The 18,024-nt window shown below is 36.8% G+C and carries 20 protein-coding genes; 12 read left to right on the top strand and 8 right to left on the bottom strand.

Annotated features, from left to right (window positions below; translation table 11 throughout):
* Nucleotides 1–146 precede the first annotated feature (146 nt).
* Nucleotides 147–518: a VOC family protein gene (locus MHH64_RS01690; RefSeq protein WP_340002557.1), complete on the top strand. Its 372-nt coding sequence runs from the start codon at nt 147–149 to the stop codon at nt 516–518.
* 81 nt (nt 519–599) lie between these two features.
* On the opposite strand, the gene MHH64_RS01695 is transcribed toward MHH64_RS01690, so the two are convergent.
* Both MHH64_RS01695 and MHH64_RS01700 read right to left on the bottom strand, forming a co-directional pair.
* On the bottom strand, nt 600–995 hold the full coding sequence (locus MHH64_RS01695) for a VOC family protein (RefSeq protein WP_095310280.1): 396 nt from the start codon (nt 993–995) through the stop codon (nt 600–602).
* 226 nt (nt 996–1,221) lie between these two features.
* Nucleotides 1,222–1,608: a PepSY domain-containing protein gene (locus MHH64_RS01700; RefSeq protein ID WP_118888278.1), complete on the bottom strand. Its 387-nt coding sequence runs from the start codon at nt 1,606–1,608 to the stop codon at nt 1,222–1,224.
* Between the two features lie 509 nt (nt 1,609–2,117).
* Between MHH64_RS01700 and MHH64_RS01705 the strand changes: the two genes are divergently transcribed.
* On the top strand, nt 2,118–2,768 hold the full coding sequence (locus MHH64_RS01705; protein ID WP_095310276.1) for a FusB/FusC family EF-G-binding protein: 651 nt from the start codon (nt 2,118–2,120) through the stop codon (nt 2,766–2,768).
* A gap of 68 nt (nt 2,769–2,836) precedes the next feature.
* On the opposite strand, the gene MHH64_RS01710 is transcribed toward MHH64_RS01705, so the two are convergent.
* Together MHH64_RS01710 and MHH64_RS01715 are read right to left on the bottom strand one after the other, a co-directional pair.
* Entirely contained in the window at nt 2,837–3,379 is a 543-nt protein-coding gene (locus tag MHH64_RS01710; protein WP_095310331.1) for a GNAT family protein, read from the bottom strand.
* A 118-nt stretch (nt 3,380–3,497) separates the two neighbouring features.
* Nucleotides 3,498–4,142, bottom strand: coding sequence for a DUF421 domain-containing protein (locus tag MHH64_RS01715; protein WP_118888277.1), 645 nt, complete (start codon nt 4,140–4,142; stop codon nt 3,498–3,500).
* A gap of 257 nt (nt 4,143–4,399) precedes the next feature.
* Here MHH64_RS01715 and MHH64_RS01720 point away from each other — a divergent pair, with 257 nt between their 5' ends.
* The 5 genes from MHH64_RS01720 (at nt 4,400) to MHH64_RS01740 (ending at nt 9,576) form a co-directional block, all read left to right on the top strand.
* Entirely contained in the window at nt 4,400–5,374 is a 975-nt protein-coding gene (locus tag MHH64_RS01720; protein ID WP_340002558.1) for a LacI family DNA-binding transcriptional regulator, read from the top strand.
* A 15-nt stretch (nt 5,375–5,389) separates the two neighbouring features.
* Entirely contained in the window at nt 5,390–6,301 is a 912-nt protein-coding gene (rbsK, locus tag MHH64_RS01725) for a ribokinase (protein WP_340002559.1), read from the top strand.
* Nucleotides 6,294–7,214, top strand: coding sequence for a ribonucleoside hydrolase RihC (gene rihC, locus MHH64_RS01730; RefSeq protein WP_095310270.1), 921 nt, complete (start codon nt 6,294–6,296; stop codon nt 7,212–7,214). Before rbsK ends, rihC begins: the two co-directional genes overlap by 8 nt.
* Nucleotides 7,215–7,246: 32 nt before the next feature.
* On the top strand, nt 7,247–8,668 hold the full coding sequence (dcuC, locus tag MHH64_RS01735) for a C4-dicarboxylate transporter DcuC (protein WP_340002561.1): 1,422 nt from the start codon (nt 7,247–7,249) through the stop codon (nt 8,666–8,668).
* Between the two features lie 491 nt (nt 8,669–9,159).
* Nucleotides 9,160–9,576, top strand: a complete 417-nt coding sequence (locus MHH64_RS01740; RefSeq protein WP_340003249.1) for a CBO0543 family protein — start codon at nt 9,160–9,162, stop codon at nt 9,574–9,576.
* A 107-nt stretch (nt 9,577–9,683) separates the two neighbouring features.
* Here the strand turns inward: MHH64_RS01740 and MHH64_RS01745 are convergent, their stop codons facing one another.
* A complete protein-coding gene (locus MHH64_RS01745; RefSeq protein ID WP_251659893.1) occupies nt 9,684–10,325 on the bottom strand; it encodes a response regulator transcription factor in 642 nt (213 codons plus the stop codon).
* Nucleotides 10,326–11,153, bottom strand: coding sequence for a histidine kinase (locus MHH64_RS01750; protein WP_095310264.1), 828 nt, complete (start codon nt 11,151–11,153; stop codon nt 10,326–10,328). It lies immediately after the preceding gene.
* Nucleotides 11,154–11,346: 193 nt separating this feature from the next.
* Here MHH64_RS01750 and MHH64_RS01755 point away from each other — a divergent pair, with 193 nt between their 5' ends.
* The 3 genes from MHH64_RS01755 to MHH64_RS01765 all read left to right on the top strand — a co-directional run bounded on the left by MHH64_RS01755 (nt 11,347) and on the right by MHH64_RS01765 (nt 13,940).
* On the top strand, nt 11,347–11,931 hold the full coding sequence (locus MHH64_RS01755) for a copper resistance protein CopC (RefSeq protein ID WP_340002562.1): 585 nt from the start codon (nt 11,347–11,349) through the stop codon (nt 11,929–11,931).
* 3 nt (nt 11,932–11,934) lie between these two features.
* On the top strand, nt 11,935–13,026 hold the full coding sequence (locus tag MHH64_RS01760; protein WP_340002563.1) for a CopD family protein: 1,092 nt from the start codon (nt 11,935–11,937) through the stop codon (nt 13,024–13,026).
* Between the two features lie 143 nt (nt 13,027–13,169).
* Nucleotides 13,170–13,940, top strand: coding sequence for an SDR family NAD(P)-dependent oxidoreductase (locus tag MHH64_RS01765; RefSeq protein ID WP_340002564.1), 771 nt, complete (start codon nt 13,170–13,172; stop codon nt 13,938–13,940).
* A gap of 160 nt (nt 13,941–14,100) precedes the next feature.
* Here the strand turns inward: MHH64_RS01765 and MHH64_RS01770 are convergent, their stop codons facing one another.
* Nucleotides 14,101–15,234 (bottom strand): zinc-dependent alcohol dehydrogenase, encoded by a 1,134-nt coding sequence (locus MHH64_RS01770; protein WP_340002565.1) that lies wholly within the window; start codon nt 15,232–15,234, stop codon nt 14,101–14,103.
* Nucleotides 15,235–15,738: 504 nt separating this feature from the next.
* Entirely contained in the window at nt 15,739–16,158 is a 420-nt protein-coding gene (locus MHH64_RS01775) for a hypothetical protein (protein ID WP_340002566.1), read from the bottom strand.
* Between the two features lie 220 nt (nt 16,159–16,378).
* Here MHH64_RS01775 and MHH64_RS01780 point away from each other — a divergent pair, with 220 nt between their 5' ends.
* Entirely contained in the window at nt 16,379–16,945 is a 567-nt protein-coding gene (locus MHH64_RS01780; protein WP_339315821.1) for a LemA family protein, read from the top strand.
* A gap of 4 nt (nt 16,946–16,949) precedes the next feature.
* Nucleotides 16,950–17,960: a DUF3137 domain-containing protein gene (locus MHH64_RS01785; RefSeq protein WP_340002567.1), complete on the top strand. Its 1,011-nt coding sequence runs from the start codon at nt 16,950–16,952 to the stop codon at nt 17,958–17,960.
* Nucleotides 17,961–18,024 lie beyond the last annotated feature (64 nt).

Consider the following 18,024-nt stretch of genomic DNA (forward strand, 5'->3'; position numbering starts at 1 on the left):
CGTCCATATAAAGATTTTAAGGATCCCCCCTGGTACGTTTTCTCTCGTAATTTGGTAAATCTTGTTTGTTTCAAATCAATCACTTATACTAAAATTATCAAAAGGTTTCGTCTATGTATTTAAGGAACAAAAGAGGAGGAAAAAGTATGAAGCTAGGCGCATTTTCTGTAAGTTTAACGGTTAAAGACATTCATGTATCAAAATCCTTTTACGAGAATCTTGGATTTGAAACACTGGGTGGGGATATTACACAAAATTGGCTTATTATGAAAAATGGAGATTGCGTAATCGGAATTTTTCAGGGCATGTTTGAGAAGAATATTTTAACCTTTAATCCTGGTTGGGATCAAAATGCAAAAAATCTCGATTCATTTACAGACGTCCGAGAGCTTCAGAAGCAGCTTAAGGAAAAAGGGATAAAATTGACAACCGAAGCCGACGTGGCAAGTGAAGGGCCTGCACATTTCACCATTGAAGATCCAGACGGAAATCAGATCCTTGTAGATCAACATCGATAGAAATACAGTAAATAAAAAAGCCTTTTGCCCAGTATCATTACATACAAAGCAAAAGGCTTACTAGGGTTATTACAATAGATGCTACTTGGCATTCTCATCTGGTTGATGGATTCCAAATATATTTCCCTCTGTATCATGATAGTAGCCTTGCCATGCCATACCGGGAAGGGCATGCTTTGGCCTTGCTACCTTGCCTCCATTATTAATAATTTTCGTATCCGTTGAATCATAATCTTCAACACCCATTGTACAAGCATAAGCATTCAAAGCCTGGTTGATTTCTGGCGAAGCACTTTGACGCTGCATCAAAGCTCCATTAATACCAAGTTCATTATCATCGCCAGTCACTGCTCCGAAGTAAGGCATCCCAGCATAGTCACTCCAATCTTCAAATGTCCATCCGAATACCTCACCATAAAACTTCTTCGCTCTTTCCATATCATCCACATGAATTTCGAAATGAATTAATCTCCCCATAGCAGCCTCCATTTTTCGTATTTGGCTTTCTTCTATCAAACTGTACGCACTAGAATTGGTGCCTCTCATTATTATTATAATGAACGCAGGGGATTATTCAACCAATATAAAAGATTATGAATATTATTTTCTTGTAAATTTTAAATTTAATGTATGTATTGGCACATCAAGAAGCCCTCTACCACATAGAGGACTTCTGAAAAGCTTTAATTTTTAGCGCTGCAACTTAATCATCATCATGTTCATTATCGTCATCTTCTTCGTCGTCTCCATCGCCGTTGTCATCATCGTCACGATCATCTTCGTCTTCACTCTCAACAGCAATTACATCTCCTGTTTCTGCATCAATTAAGATCTCATATTCATTTCCATCTCTTGCATCTACTTCCACTTCATAGAAAAGGTAGCCATCCTCATCTTCCAATTCAACTTCTTCTACCGTTCCAGGTACTCTTGTTAATGCAATCTCTTTACTTTCCTCTACCGTTATATTGACTTCCTGCAATTCCTCATAGCGATCATCCGAATCAGCCGACACAGTCATACCAGTTGCTGCAGTTCCAATCATTACAACAGCGATTGATGGAATAGCATGCTTCTTCCACTTTTTCATTTTGAATACCTCCTCGTTTTATTTTGTTACACTCCTATCCTAATCTATGAATGTAAAGAGAGTTTGAATTATCGATGTTAATCCAATTAAAAGTTATTACAGTTGTTTTAATCATTGAATTACTAGTGTGAGTGGACTTATTTTCTATTAATACAGCTGTATATAGGCTTAAGGCAGGAATTCAGACTGAAGAAGTATTTCAATATGATAACGGGTTATAAATCGAGTAATATATTTCCTTGTCTTGCGCTCAATTTGTAAATGTCAGCTATATATCATATTACAAATGAAGTTAAGCTTTCTTCTTATTCAACAAATTTCGAAAAGATGCTATACTAATAATAGTTTTCTTTCCAAGGAGGCATCAAAATGGACGCATTCTTTTGTAATGCTTACTCTAGACCACAACCTTTACAGGTCAAAGAGGTCTAGGAAACGATGATAAATAATGAATGATCTCTTTAGGCCTATACCTATATATAAAGCCTACTACAATGGAGTGATTTCAAATGGAAAAACAAACAATTCAGCCGTTTTTAACAGTCGCAAACTATCATTTTATCGAGCAGCAAATGCATAAAATTCTACAAGCACTTGCAACAACGAAAGATAAAGATGTCATCTCTGCTGTTCGTGATATTGTTGATGGTGATATTACAGCAACATTAATGCTTTCTGAGGCAGAAGAACAGCTAATCAGGCAGGTTTCCAATGTGACTAGTCGTGAACAAGGTGAAGCTTATTTAGAGCAATTAAAACCTTACGTCGTCCCTTTTAAAGCTGTCACTGCAAATGCAGTGAAAAGCCTATTTAAAAAGGAAAAAAAGCTAAAGTTGCCAAAGCTTGAAGAAATAGATTTCCAGCAGGTTTGTTACTTGGCTTGGAATGATCTGGGGACTCACCGAAGATATGTCATTATTGAACAAGATGATCAACTTAAAGCGATTAAGGGGACTTTCTCTACCAATACAATTAAAGGGGTATGTTCCATTTGTAACCGTCTATCCGATGTTAATCTATTTACTACATCTGTAAAAGGACGAGTCGCTGGTACGTTCAAAAATCATAGTAATTATATTTGTGCGGATAGCCAAGAATGTAATCAGCATGTAACGGATGTGGAAAAAATGCAAGCATTTTTTGAGCGTATGACGCAATAAAATAAATACCCGCTTATTAATAAGCGCAAAAAAGTGGATTTGAAGATGTCAAATCCACTTTTCCATAATTATTCGTAAGATAAATCTGTTTTTAACAGTGAATATATATTGATATCAACAAAGTTTCCTTTTGATTTTTCGTATTGTCTTAATGTCCCCTCAAATGTGAAGTTCAATTTTTGCAGTACGTGTATGGAATTTATATTTGCTGGTTCTACCTTTGCTTCTATTCTATTGAGCTGTAAATTTCCAAAAGCAAGGTTTATTAATGCCCGAATTCCTTCCGGTGCATAGCCCAACCCCCAATGGATTTTAGCAATATCATACCCTATTTCTGCTCGGGCGTTCTCGAAATCAATAGAATTAAAACCACACGTTCCAATAATTTCATAGGTTTTTAAATCGATCATAATGTAGCGGATCGCTTGGTTTGTCTGAGATAATTCATCGAGTAATTCAATCATTTCTTTTGCCTGTGTTTCATTTGTAAAACGAGAAATGTTCATGAATTTTGTAACATCTGCGTCAGTCCAGATGTTAAATAAGGCTGCTGAATCGGACACTTTTATTTTACGTAAATGCAACCTCTTCGTGAATAGTTCTTTTTTCAATACTTTTACCTCCAATAATTTTAAATCAGTTGGATGAAAAAATATTGCCATCTGCGCATAATTCAGTCCCTTCAACATTAGATAGCCTTATTATAGTGGTTGCTTTGAAAGACATCAACTATCGTAAATGTTCAGGTAGGGTATTTTTATGTGACTTCTTTTGTAATTCAGCAAAAATAGTTTCTTGCTGTTCGGGTGATAGTTGTTCCCTATTTAATTGTCTTGGTTGTTCATTGTACTGTATTTGTTGATGCAGCTGATTTTGTAGGTCCTCAATCAAGCCTGTTAATTGCTTAAATTCCTTCTTTGTCACTGGCTGGACATCTTCTTTCAAGACTAATCCAACCTGCCCATTCGGTTCTAATGTCGCCCATTGAACATCATCCAATCGTTGAACACCTTGTTGGCGCAATTCCATTTCTAGCTGATCAACTGTCATCCTTAACTTTTTTAAATTCTGTTCTTGTAAGATACCATTATTAATTAATACTTTCGATTTACCTGTAATAATTTTTTCGAATACATCCCCTTTGATTTGAAGAAACTCCATTACAACCAATGTCAAAACAAGGATTAGCCCAACGAGTAACGTACTCCATATATCTTCACCTGCTATTGGCTGTATAAGTAATGAACCAATTCCAATCATGATTACAGTTTGTGTGAGCGTCATTTGGGAGATTGATTTTCTACCTGCAATTCGTAATAAAAATGTTCCGCCAACGATAATGATTATGGCCTTCCATAACATAATAAATGCCATTCCAATCTGAGGTTCCCCTTCCTTTTCTTTTTAGTTTTGGTTGCAAAACCTTTTTTATACTGTTTAATCTCGCATTTTGATTACATCTAATATAGAAAATCATTGTTATAGCAATTAAATGATGAAATTATCTTTTATTTCCTATTGACTTTATAATGAAATCGCTTTATTATTTATGTAACGGGTTACACATTCCGTTTTTTATTTTTATCCGGCATGTAACCCGTTACATATATTACTTAAAAAGGAGTATGCTTATGGCAACTATTAGAGATGTTGCTAAATTAGCAAATGTTTCAGTAGCAACAGTATCTCGAGTGATAAATAAAAATGGTTATGTTAATGAAAGCACCATGCAAAGAGTTCGACAGGCGATTGAGCAATTGAACTATCGTCCAAATGATGTTGCCCGCAGTCTTTTCAAAGGTAAATCAAAGATGATTGCTTTGTTTGTTCCTGACATTATGAACCCCTTCTTCCCTGAATTAGCTCGAGCGGTGGAAGACATTTCCAATAAGCATGGCTACACATTTATTTTATGTAATACAGATAATCAGAATGATAAAGAAATAGCTTACCTTAATGCTCTTTTGCAAAAATCTATTGATGGCATCATTCTAGTTTCAAGTACGATGACACCAAATCAAGTTAAAGATATGAAAGTCCCAATGATAGCACTTGACCGAAAGATCAATCCCGATTTAATTTCTGTTACTGTAAATAACTATGAAGGAGCCAGACAGGCAGTTCAATATTTAAAAAATCAAGGCTGCAAACGAATCGCTCACGTTTCTGGCCCTGAGAATATAAGTAATGCCAGAGAACGATTTAAAGGTTATTTAGACGAAGTTAGGGATGAAGAATGGTTCCATAGTGACTTCATATGTGTAGGAAATTATGCTGTGAATGAAGCTTTTGAAGCAACAAAGAATTTGTTAAAGATGAATCCTGAAATAGACGGAATTTTTGTAGCAAATGATTTAATGGGTGTTGGTGTGTTAAAGGCTGCTGAATCGTTAAAGATTAAGATACCAAATGAGTTATCCGTTATTGGATTTGACGGGATAGAGCTGGGAAACATCACATCTCCTTCTCTAACTACTATGGCACAACCGATTTATAGTATTGGGAAAAGAGCAGCTGAGATACTTATTCAAAAGATTGAACATCCTAATACAGTTATTAAATCAGAAGAGCACAAGGTTAAATTAACTACTAGAGAATCAACATGAAAAGGAGCTAAGATGATGAACAGTCATCCCCGCGTTTGCGTTATAGGAAGCATTAATATGGATTTAGTGACTACAACTAAAAAAATACCTAAGAAAGGTGAAACTGTATTAGGAGAGAGATTTGAAACTTTTCCCGGTGGAAAAGGGGCGAATCAGGCAGTAACATCCGCTAGACTAGGGGCAGATGTATCGATGATTGGTGCAGTTGGAAACGATACCTTTGGGAAAGCCCTTCTAGAACATTTCAAATCAGAAGGTATTAGCCAAAAAGGGATTAGTATTGTACCAGACATTTCTACGGGAGTTGCAGCAATAATAGTCTCGGAAAATGACAACCGAATTATTGTTTCTCCAGGTGCTAATTCAAAAGTGAATCCCAAAATACTTGATGAAGCTCAAGACGTAATTATAGCTAGTGACATTATTCTATTACAACTTGAAATACCAATGGAAACTGTGCAATATACTGTTGAATTTGCTTATAAACATAAAATACCTGTTATTCTCAATCCTGCACCGTTTCAATTTATACCAGAAGACATATTAGAAAAAGTAACGTATCTAACACCAAATGAAGTTGAATCTGTATCACTATCTGAAATGCCATTAACAGAATCAATTAAAGAAAAAATGATTATAACCAAAGGAGAGCATGGAGTTGAATTCATATCAAAGTCAGGAGAACCGAAAACTATACCTGGATTTAAGGTAAATGTCAAAGACACAACTGGGGCTGGAGATACTTTTAACGGTGCTCTGGCAACAGAGTTAGCTAGAACAGGAGATTTAGATCAATCAATTCTGTTTGCTAATGCAGCAGCAGCTTTATCTGTAGAACGATTTGGTGCCCAAGGTGGTATTCCCGATAGGAAGGAAATTATAACCTTTATTGAAAAAGCAAAAACGAGGAGGAACGAATATGAATAAAAAACCTATAATTATTGATACAGATCCAGGAATTGATGATGCGGTGGCATTAGCAATAGCATTATTTAGCGAGGAACTGGATGTCCGCTTAATTACAACTGTTAATGGAAATGTGAGTCTTGAAAAAGTAACCTATAATATGTTACGACTTCTAAAGTTTTTTGATAAAGAAATCCCTGTTGCCAAAGGTGCCTCCACGCCATTAATCGTAGATCCAGTTGATGCAAGCGATATTCACGGTGAAACAGGGATGGATGGCTACAACTTTGAAGAACCTGATGAAAGTTTATTATTGGACGAGCACGCCGTAAATGCTATGTATAAAGAAATTATGAGTAGTAAGGAGAAAATCACGCTCCTTCCTATCGGCCCTTTAACAAATATTGCTCTGCTTTTTAAACTTTATCCTGAAGTTAAAGAAAACATAGCTGAAATTATCTTAATGGGTGGTTCGACAGGTCGCGGAAACGCTTCTGTTATGGCAGAGTTTAACATCTATGCTGATCCCGAAGCAGCGAAAATCGTATTTTCAAGCGGCTTACCAATCGTGATGGCTGGACTCGATGTCGGTATGAAAGCCTTGGTTTATCCAGAAGATAGTGAAGTACTGAAAGGAATGAATGATACTGGTAATATGATTTATCATTTATTCAAAAAATATAGAGGCGGTAGCTTTAATAGCGGACTAAAAATGTATGATAGTTGTGCAGTAGCCTATCTATTAAAACCAGATTTATTTACAACTGTAGATACCTACGTAGACGTTGAATTGAACGGCGGATTGACAAAAGGAGCTACAATAGTAGATTTAAAAGGTTATATGAAGCAAGAAAGCAATGTAAAAGTTTGTGTAGATATTAATGCACCTGCGTTTAAAAAGTGGTTAATGGAAAATTTAAGAAAATGTAAGTAAGCATTTATCCATTTTTCAGGGAGGAATCATCGATGTTGGACAACCTTATCATGTATAGCTCAGCTTTGTTAGCGGTTGCAGTAATTGTTTATATGCTTATTAAGAAAATGGACATTAAAATCCCCTTATTTCTTATGGGTATCATTTTACTATTAATTAGTATCGTAATGGGTAACGAGATTGTATTTAGTGACTTTACCCCGACCGGATCTGCACTCTTAGACCCTTTGCAAGTTGTTGTGCAGCAATTCAAGTCAACATTGTCCTCAGCAGGGCTAATTATTTTAATACTAGGTGGATATACAGCCTATATGTCATCAATCGGAGCTAACGATTTAACCGTTCAAATGTTAACAAAACCAGTTAGCAAAATAAAATCTGTCTATCTGCTAGTTCCTATTATATTTTTATTAGGTAACGTTTTATCCTTGGTTATACCAAGTGCTTCAACTCTAGCTATATTATTATTAGCAACACTTTATCCGGTAATGAAAAATGCAGGCATGTCTACTCTTAGTATAGCAGCAGTTATAGCTACTTCTGCAACAATCATTCCTACTCCACTTGGAAGTGATAATGTGGCTATTGCAGAGGAGTTAGCGAAATATGCAGCATTTAGTGATTTAACGGTTACACAATATGTTTTTAGCTACCATGCCATTGTTTCATTGCCAACCATATTATTCATGGCGATCGTTCACTACTTCTGGCAAAAGAGAATGGATAAAAAAGCTGAGATTATAGAATCTGCTAAAGAGGTTAAATTAGAAGATTTCAAGGAAATAGAAGGCAGTATATTATTTAAAACCGTCTATGCTATCTTGCCAGTTTTTCCAATTATTATTTTATTGGTATCATTTATATTAGACCTCACAACCCAGATATCTGTTTCAATTAGTGTTGAAATTGCAGTATTAATCTCATTTATCTTAGCAATCATTTGTGAGCTTATTCGCAATAAAAATAGTAAAGATGTGTTATCCAATACGGAAAAATTCTTTACAGGTATGGGCAGTATGATTTCAGTTGTGGTTCTCTTAGTAGCTGCTTCAGTATTTGTTGCAGGTTTGCAGTCTATTGGGCTGATTGACACACTGCAAGCATCAATGGAAAACATCCAAGGACAGGGCTTTGATTATGTATTACCATTGGTTCTGGTCGGATTTACCGCATTAATTGTAATACTAAGTGGAAGTGGCATTGCTTTATTCTTTGCAATGATACCACTGATGGTTCCTTTAGCCGAAGCCGCTGGAATTAATCCAATCGCAGTTAGTATTCCTATGGGACTAGCCGGAAACTTGTTTCGATCGGTTTCTCCAGTCGCTGCTGTAGTATTAATTATTGCAGCAACCCTGAAAGTCGATCCAATTAACATTATTAAGAGAACCTCCGTTCCAATCCTATCCGGTGTAATATTTATGTTTATATTGTCTATGATAATGTTTTTATAGTAGCACAAAACCCATGTATGGATTGATACGTGGGTTTTTAATTTACGGATAGATCTTTATTTCTCCATTTCTACCCCACTTTCGCCAACTAATTTCACATATAACTCTGTGTCTGGCCAACCTTCGCGAGTAATCTTCTCTCCACGGTAAAAATTCTTCAAATATCACGTTTTCACCCTTTATTTGTTGATATGGAAAGTATAAGAGGATCGTTTGAAATTACAATCAGCGTAAGTATAGAAACCGTTATAAATCTTTATACACATAAAACGTAAATAAATTACAAAAGATACTCATAAAGCAAATCAATAATGTTCGGTATAAATGGAGGCGGTTCATGAATGACATTTAAAGAAGGAATAAAACAAGTTGAGAGGATCAATGAACAGCTAATAGATGCGGATAGATTGATGTCCGAAACAGTGATTAACGCCTTTATGTTTACATGGCAATAGTGGTTTGGGATTGGACTATTTATTATTCCTTGGTTTATATGGTTTTTATTTAGAAACAGGCAAAGTACAGGCAGACTTCTTATGGGGGGATTTATCACCATCATTTTATCCTTAATGATTGACCTTATTGCCTTATCAAGCGGGCTTTGGTCTTACCCAATGATATTCTCACCTATAGGCCCATTGTTATTTCTCCCCTACCATTTTTCTTTAGTTCCTGTTGCCATTATGTTTACACTGCAAATTAAGCCAAAAGCTAATCCCCTTTTAAAAGGAGCTATATTTAGTGCCCTTGGAGCTTTCATAGGCATGAACTTTTTTGAAATGATTGATTTTTATAACCCAAAAGGATGGTCAACTATTTATGACTTTTTTATTTATCTATTCCTTTTCCTGATAGCGTATTGGTTCAGCAACATGGATGGTTTTAAAAAAATATCAGATGGCTATTGAAATCCTTTGTCTTGTTCAAGAATCGAGCACAAATCCAGAATAAGGACATTGTGCTCGTTCCTGCTTATTAGTCCAGTCATTGCCAGACCCACAGAAGGAATCTCCCATTAATCCATCAGCCCTTTCTGAAACGCATAACTCGTCAGCTGCACCCGATTATCTAAATGCAGCTTACTCAAAATGTTTTTCAGATGACTTTTCACCGTATGCTCTGAAATAAACAGGGTATCTGAAATTTCCCGATTGGACATCCCTTTCGCGACCAATTGCAGCACTTCTAACTCCCTTGTAGATAAAGGCGTATTCTCCTTTGTAACTGCTTTACTTTGTGGAAATTCCTTAAGAATTTGAAAGGCTATTTCTTTAGACATTGGGACTTCATCTACGGCAAAGGCTCTTAAATGATCGACCCATGCTTCCGACTGGATATTTTTTAATAAATAGCCCTGTGCTCCTTGTTTTAATGCATCAAACAAATCGGTGATATCATCCGAAACGGTAATCATCACAATCTTGACGTAAGGGAATTGAAGCTTGATACGTTTCGTCGCCTCTAGCCCATCCATCACCGGCATTTGAATGTCCATCAGAATAATGTCAGGCATTAATTCTTCCGTAAGCTTTATCGCTTCCTCGCCATTCTTCCCTTCTCCTACAATAAGAAGATCTTCGTGCTCCTCTAAAATTTCCCGGATGGCTTCTCTTGCATGCGCGTGATCATCCACGATTACGATTCGAAAAGGTTGCATTTAGTTTCCCTCCTTCTTTATTTCCAGGATCGTTTCATTCTCAATTTTATTAATCGAAAATTCCCATTCCATATCTATCGTTCTATCTTGAATAATCTGAAGTCCATAGCCTGTACTATCTTGAATCGTATCGTTTGTGAACCCTATTCCCCGATCCTTAATTTGGCATATCCATCCATTTTCTATTTCCTTTGCTACAATCCATACCTCATTTGTTTTTGCGTGTTTAATAACATTCATCACAGCTTCTTTTACACAGGCAAATAGCTCTACCTTCTCTTTCGATGACAATGCATCTTCTGGAATTCCCCATTCCAGCTGAACATCCATAAAATGCTGTTGTTTCAGCTCCGTTACATACTGGTAGATCGTTTCTGTCCAGCTAAACGTATCCTCATTTGGTACATATTTCAGGTTTGTAATCGCCTGACGTGTATCCTCGTGGACATGCTGTAAGGTTTGCTTTATTTTTTGAAAATCAGCATCCTGCTCCAGATCATTCTTTCTGCCAAACTTATTCATTTTAACGGACAATAGAAATAGTGATTGGGCAATGCCGTCATGTAGCTCCCTTGCGAGCTTCTCCCTCTCGATAAGCGCTGCTTTCTTAGCCCTTGCCGCTCTTAGCTCTTCTTGCATTTTTTCTAAAATGGAAAATAAATGCCGCAAAAAGACAAGCGTGACAATAAAGACTAATATAGGAGAAAGAAAGTTCCCCATGTCCATGGAAATGTATGAAAGGAGAAATTCATGCCGAACATACTCCCAAAGGGCGATTGTAATCGTTGGCAAAAATAAAATAAGCCATTTAATTTGGTTATACTTCATATCTTCACCGCATTTCTAAATATAAAATGTGTCTATATTTTATCATTTAATCACCCTTTTATAGCAAATTTCCGTTAAAATCACTCCTTCGAGGTATTATGCAAGATTTAGCATTGGATTTATAATATACACAGGTAACTCGCATCCTATTTTAGAAGTAGTTACTGAGACATGTAAGGGAGGAATTATGTTAATGAAACGAATATTTAGCGCGGCAATAGTAGTCATACTCGTAACGTGCTTTTCTACTAGCGCGTTTGCTCACTCACATATTCAAGGATCGAATCCAGCAGATGGCGATGTTGTAACAGAGCCATTGGAAGAAATTGTTCTTGAATTTGATGGTGGAATTGAACAAGGCAGTTTTATAGAGGTAACAACGACAGCAGGTGAAGCTGTGGAAGTACAAGATATCGAGATCGGTGAAGGTACATTAACAGGTACGGTTGCTGAGCCGCTTGCAAATGATGAATATCAAGTAAATTGGAGTATTATTAGTGCAGATGGTCACCCACTAGAAGGTGAATTCACATTTACCGTTGATGCCGAGGTTCCTGAAGCTGTGGAAGAGGAAGAACAGGCTGAAACAGAAACAGTTGAAGATGAAGAACCCGAAGAACAAGCGGAAACAGAAACGACCCAAGATGGTTCAGCAACAGAATCCGCTGAACAAATAGATGAAGGCGAAGGATCATCTTCCACCATGATTATGGTCATTGTTGGTTTAGCTATTCTTGCAATCGTTGGCTACATCTTATTTATGAAAAGAAAGAGATAGTAAATGGACATACTCGTAATGATTAGTCAGGTGCTATTATATGTATGCTTTGCGGTTTTAGCAGGAGGTTTTCTGCTTTTGCTTATTCCAAGCACCTATCGTCCGGACATAAAAATCGCACCGTATTACTTTTTGATCAGCGCCATCATGGTACCGATTTTTGCTTTCATTCCGGTTCTTGATACTACCTTATTTATCGCCCCACGGCTAGGGATGGGTGAAGCATTAAAAGTCGTTTTACTAACCTATACGGTTGGAAACGCGTGGAACTTTACCCTTATTGGTTCTATTTTATTAGTACTCGTAATTGTATTAATGCGGTCTATGGGAAATCGTATTTCTACTTCTATCGCATTGGCATTAACATTCGGACTCATGTTAACCATTGCTTGGTCAAGCCATGCAGGCGCTATGGAGCCATTCAAGGGAATTACCGGCCACTTTGTCCATCTAGCTGCGATCAGCATTTGGGTTGGTGTTGTACTTATTGTCGGCTGGTTTGCAACCAACCATGATAATTGGCTTACATTTTTAAGCTGGTTTTCCAAGGTCGCTATCGGCTGTTTAGTTGCTACAGGACTTAGCGGGATCCTACTGATGGATGTCATGGTCGATGGGTATACAGATTCATGGATGGTTTCGTATGGACAAGGATTATTAATCAAACACCTATTCTTGATTCCACTCGTTTTCTATGCCTTATTAAACGGCTTGGTTGTGAAATATTTCCTGTCAAAAGATGCTGCGTTTAATCCAATTCCATGGATTCGTTTAGAGGGTATTGTTTTATTTGTCGTTTTTGCGATGACAGCTTTTTTCACCCAGCAATCCCCTCCTCACGGAAATTATTTAACGGATGATGCAATATCACCTTTATTCCAGTTATTTCATGGCGGCATCATTGATTCCAGCAGCACCGTCGGCTTGACGATCAACCTAGATATCGTTTATTTCTTTTTCCTAGCTCTATTATTAGTAGGATTAATATTATTATCGATTTACAAAAAGGCATCGATAGTGGTAACTTTTCTGATAAGCTGCTTGTTCGTGGTGAATGTATATATTATGTTGATGATATCTATTGTTGTTCGGTAATAGGAATAGAGTAAGATCATATTTTGAACAGTCTTGTCAAAATATGATCTTTTTTACTCCTATGTCAAGGCTCTAATTTGTTTTACCTAGTCAAAGTGATACAATTATTGTAAGCGTTTAAACCTTTTTAGGAGGAAAGAACCATGACAAAAACAGAGAGTAAAGTAGCAATTGTAACAGGTGGAGCATCCGGTATTGGCTTAGCAATAGTACAACGATTAGTAGAAAAAGGCGTTAAGGTAGCAATTGCAGATTTAAATCAAGAAAAACTAACAGAGTTAGAAGAGTCCCATAAAGGTAATGTAATCAGTTGTGTAACCAATGTGACAAAAGAGGGCGATATTGAAGCATTAGTGAAGAAGACGGTTGAAGCATTTGGTGGGTTAGATTACGCGTTTAATGTGGCAGGCGCATCCAAAGCCGGTGCAATTGTTGACCAAAGCGAAGAAGACTGGAACTTCACTGTAGATTTATGCTTAAAAGGTGTATTTTTATCTTTAAAACATCAAGCTAAATACATGAAAGAGCATGGTGGAGGTGCAATTGTAAATGTAGCCTCTTTAAATGCACATGTACCAATGTTCTATGGTGCAGCATATTCATCCGCTAAGGCTGGGGTTGAAATGTTAACGAAGAATGCAGCATTAGAATTAGCACAGCATAACATACGAGTCAACGCAATTCTCCCAGGGCTAGTGTCAACTCCATTAACAAGTGGCTTAACGGATGTTGCGGCGATCAATGAGGCGTATATGGAGCGCATACCTATGAGGCGTGCTGCTGACCCAGATGAAATGGCAGGCCCTGCATTATTCTTAGTAAGCGATGACGCCTCATACGTTAATGGTGCAAGCCTGATTGCTGATGGCGCATGGGCTGTTAGTGGTTATCCTGATTTAAGCAAGTTCATGTGAATGTTTCAATAAAAATAACATTAAAATCCTTAAGTCGGACGATTGCAGATTAATCTTTTAGAGTATTGTTTTGTTACACTTAATAAAATAAGTCCACGGAGCGGGGTATCGCCACCGTGGACTTATTTGAACTTGCTCTTGTAGAAGTTTTACCAATTTTCTACGGTTTGAAAATCACCTTAATGGATTCATCCTCTTTCTTATCAAAAATATCATAAGCTATTGCAGCATCATCCAAATTAACGCGATGTGTAATAATATCTGTTGGATCAAACTCTTTATTCTCAATCATGTCATACAGTTTTGGCATAATGTTAATCACAGGAGCTTGTCCCATTTTCAATGAAACATTTCGAGTGAAAAAGTCGCCTAGTGGGAAGCCATTTGCCTCTGTACCATAAACACCGGTTATTTGGACCGTTCCGAACTTCCGTACAGCTTGCGATGCGGTAATGATTGGACTGATGGTTCCGAATTGATTATCGCCTTTTGATCCGAATTCTGTGTTTGGCGGAACTGTACCATCCATCCCAACACAATCAATCACAACGTCTGCTCCACCTTTTGTTTCTTCATGCAAAAGTTCGCCGATGTTTTCGTTTTCTTTAAAGTTATATGTTTCCACATTATTCGTTTTCTTCGCATGGTCTAGTCGGTGCTCTACCTGGTCGACGGTAATAACACGCTTTGCGCCTTTCAGCCAAGCGAATTTTTGAGCCATGAGCCCGATTGGACCACTCCCTAAAATTATTACCGTGTCCCCTTCTTTGACGCCCCCATGCTCCACGCTCCAATACGCAGTCGGGATGACATCCGATAAGAATAATACCTGCTCATCATCCAATTCACTATTTTTCGGAACTTTAAAGGACGTAAAATCGGCATACGGAACACGTAAATATTCTGCTTGACCACCAGGGTGATTACCGAAATCATCAGCGAATCCGAATAATCCACCTGGCTCACCATGTGGATTGGAATTATCGCATTGACTCTCCATCTGATTATTACAGAAGAAGCATTCTCCACACCCAATATTAAAAGGAATTACGACACGGTCACCTTTTTTGAGGTTTTTCACATCTGAACCAACTTCCTCAACAATACCCATCGGCTCATGACCAACGACGTAATCCTCTTTCGGGACAATTCCGCCATGATATAAGTGAAGATCTGATCCGCAGATGCCGCTCGCGGTAATTCGTACGATCATATCCGTGTTTTCCTGAATCTTGGGGGCATCAACATTTTTTGTTTCCATCGCTTTTTCACCTTGAAATGTTACGGCCTTCATTTGGTTCACATCCTTCTATCAGCATTTATAAGTTGTGTCCCCTGAATCAGACAGGAATAAACGGGATATTCTCAATCTTTCCTTCATAGACCTATCAAAGTATTCACCGTTGCAGATTAATCGGAGGAGCTTATAATTCAGGGTACTCCTTGGAGACTATTTTGATTATGAAAATGCAACGGATGAAGTAAAGGACCATGTTAAGGCTTTATTAAACAGTAATGAATACCTTTTGAAATAAAAAAATAAGTATGCTGTATAGCACACTTATTTTTTCATTCAATTCCGTGACGTTTAGTCTCTGTCTCTTTTTTTTTATAATTTTGGTAAGTGAACCAACACCCTAATAAGATAAAGAAAATCATAACAAGATTATCTACTAGAGGTGAGAACCCTAACGTAATTCTAAAAGTTACTGCTATTGCAACAAAAAACAAAAGTATGATAATTTGTTTTAGTTTAAATTTAAATTTTGATTCCATCTAATCCACTTCCTTTATTATCTTACCCGGTTGTAATACTCTTATTTTTTATTTTATAAACAGAATTGAGAAATGTTTCCGTTCCAAATTCATATTTTGTTCTAACTCCTTTACCTTGTGCTTCAGCATCTTGAAAAGTTTTTATCATATTAGCAGATGAAATGCTCTCAGCCAAAAGCATAAAACCTACAACTGGATGGGCACTTGCAATATATCTCATAACTTGGTTTGCTGTGTTATCCCTGTCTTCATAATTTTGAACGATTTCTTTAGTTTTACTTGGTGTGAAATAATAATTGATTTCATATACATCGTAGGTGACCATTCCTTCTTTTTCTTGCCTATCCGGATCTCCTGTCGCAGCTTCTACACTATTTGTAAAACTGATGTTTACACCTAGAAGTAGAGTACAGGCTAGTAAACCTACAACAAACTTTCTCAATATATTACACATCGGAATCAGCGACACATCCCTTACTACCTTTGCCTATTTTCTCTTTCACATCAAGAACTTTGACAGGATTTGCTGCTCTCCCTTTGTCAATCATCATATTGTGCAATGAGTTACTTATCTTGTGTTAGATATGAATCAAAAGTAACTGGATAGTACAAAACGATAACTATATAATAGTTGTAAATAGTAAAAAAGGAGCTGAAATTTCTTGAACATTGAACCGTGGATGATAGGCACAGCTATTGCCGTTCTTGTTTTATTATGGGCACTATTTACCTATAACCGTTTTATTTCCTTAAAAAACAGTATAGAAGAATCCTTTAAACATATTGATATTACGTTAGCACAGCGTTTTGACTCCCTCACAAGAATAGCAGAGACGATTGCCGCTTATACGAAACATGAAAGAGAAGTCCATACGGAAGTAACGAAGCTCCGCAGTCAATTTGACAACCAAAATGAGAATGAAAAAGTAAAAACGTCAAATGAACTATCAAGACTTGTAAGTGGTTTACAAGTTCAAGTCGAAAATTATCCTGAATTAAAGGCAAATGAAAATTATCTGCACTTACAGAAAAGTATTAATGAACTGGAAGAAAGGCTGGCTGCATCGAGAAGAACCTTTAACGCAAGGGTTGCGAAATTCAATACCATGTTGCAGCAGTTTCCTACAAATCTATTTAAATTCTTCATGAAACTAGAAAAAAGAGAGCTATTGCACATTGATAACAGCAAAAAGCAAGATGTTGATATAGCCAAAATTCTAAGGGGTTAACCACATGTTTTCTAGCTATGATGAAATCTCTTATCTATTAAAAGATGATATAAATGAAATGAATAAAATCAGATTCAAAACGATACTAAAGTACATATTTGGCTGGATTTTCCTTTTTGCTAGTATTATCATTCCTGCTATTTTTGGTCTCTCTATTCCTAACGCAGGTATCCAATGGCTGGCTGCTTTTATTTTTTTCTTCGGAACGATAACAAGTATTGTTAGTTTCTTTAAAACACTAGGAACGTTTCGTACGGCCTTTAAACGCAAAGTAGTAAGGAATCTGTTAAAAGCGTTATTTGAAACTGCTAACCTGCCAGAGGATAACCATAATTATGAGATGAAATGGGGATACTTCAGCCAAGGTAAAATTAATAATCTCTTAATTGGTGAATCTGGCTTATTCTATTTAAATCGGATTGATCGCGTATCTGGTGAAGATTTAATAAAGGGTAAAATAGGCTCTACTGATTTCTATTTCTCTGAACTAAAGCTCTTCAAACAAGTAAGAGACTATAGAGGAAGATCAAATACGAAGTTAAAAACAAGATATCAAGGCGTCCTGTATCTTGCAGACTTCCATAAACATTTTAAAGGGCATACCATCTTACGTGATAGAAAGCTTTTTAGTTTCCAGCATCTAAAGCGTTATTTCAGGCACCATTTCCACCGTATGCTGAGCGGAAAGAAATTAATTACGATTAAAATGGAAAATGATGAATTCAATAAGTACTTTAAAGTACGAACGACAAGTGAATTCGAAGCACGCTACATTCTTTCGGCCAACTTAATGGAAGATTTAGTTGCATTTCGAAAAAGAAATCGAAACCCAATTGATATAGCTTTTAAAAAACGATTTATCAGTTTATTTTTATACAATAAAAAGGACTATTTCGAACCGAGTATTTTTGACTCAATGGAAAAGCAGTCTAAGCTTGTTTATGATGATTTGATATTATTCTTCCGTATCATTAATGACTTGAATCTCAACACACGGATATGGAGCAAGGATTAAAAAGGGTATGGGCAGCACTGGTTCAATTGGACAGCTGTAAACATTCGTTCATCAAGCATTTCCA

Source organism: Oceanobacillus sp. FSL K6-0127, from assembly GCF_037983385.1.
Taxonomy (GTDB): Bacteria; Bacillota; Bacilli; order Bacillales; family Amphibacillaceae; genus Oceanobacillus; species Oceanobacillus profundus.

Coding starts and splice junctions, on each gene's coding strand:
- MHH64_RS01695 (WP_095310280.1), bottom strand. CDS start 995: ATGGGGAGATTAATTCATTTCGAAATTCATGTGGATGATATGGAAAGA.
- MHH64_RS01770 (WP_340002565.1), bottom strand. CDS start 15,234: ATGAAGGCCGTAACATTTCAAGGTGAAAAAGCGATGGAAACAAAAAAT.
- MHH64_RS01715 (WP_118888277.1), bottom strand. CDS start 4,142: ATGGCATTTATTATGTTATGGAAGGCCATAATCATTATCGTTGGCGGA.
- MHH64_RS01700 (WP_118888278.1), bottom strand. CDS start 1,608: ATGAAAAAGTGGAAGAAGCATGCTATTCCATCAATCGCTGTTGTAATG.
- MHH64_RS01705 (WP_095310276.1), top strand. CDS start 2,118: ATGGAAAAACAAACAATTCAGCCGTTTTTAACAGTCGCAAACTATCAT.
- MHH64_RS01785 (WP_340002567.1), top strand. CDS start 16,950: ATGTTTTCTAGCTATGATGAAATCTCTTATCTATTAAAAGATGATATA.
- MHH64_RS01745 (WP_251659893.1), bottom strand. CDS start 10,325: ATGCAACCTTTTCGAATCGTAATCGTGGATGATCACGCGCATGCAAGA.
- MHH64_RS01690 (WP_340002557.1), top strand. CDS start 147: ATGAAGCTAGGCGCATTTTCTGTAAGTTTAACGGTTAAAGACATTCAT.
- MHH64_RS01750 (WP_095310264.1), bottom strand. CDS start 11,153: ATGAAGTATAACCAAATTAAATGGCTTATTTTATTTTTGCCAACGATT.
- MHH64_RS01720 (WP_340002558.1), top strand. CDS start 4,400: ATGGCAACTATTAGAGATGTTGCTAAATTAGCAAATGTTTCAGTAGCA.
- MHH64_RS01765 (WP_340002564.1), top strand. CDS start 13,170: ATGACAAAAACAGAGAGTAAAGTAGCAATTGTAACAGGTGGAGCATCC.
- dcuC (WP_340002561.1), top strand. CDS start 7,247: ATGTTGGACAACCTTATCATGTATAGCTCAGCTTTGTTAGCGGTTGCA.
- rbsK (WP_340002559.1), top strand. CDS start 5,390: ATGAACAGTCATCCCCGCGTTTGCGTTATAGGAAGCATTAATATGGAT.
- MHH64_RS01760 (WP_340002563.1), top strand. CDS start 11,935: ATGGACATACTCGTAATGATTAGTCAGGTGCTATTATATGTATGCTTT.
- MHH64_RS01755 (WP_340002562.1), top strand. CDS start 11,347: ATGAAACGAATATTTAGCGCGGCAATAGTAGTCATACTCGTAACGTGC.
- rihC (WP_095310270.1), top strand. CDS start 6,294: ATGAATAAAAAACCTATAATTATTGATACAGATCCAGGAATTGATGAT.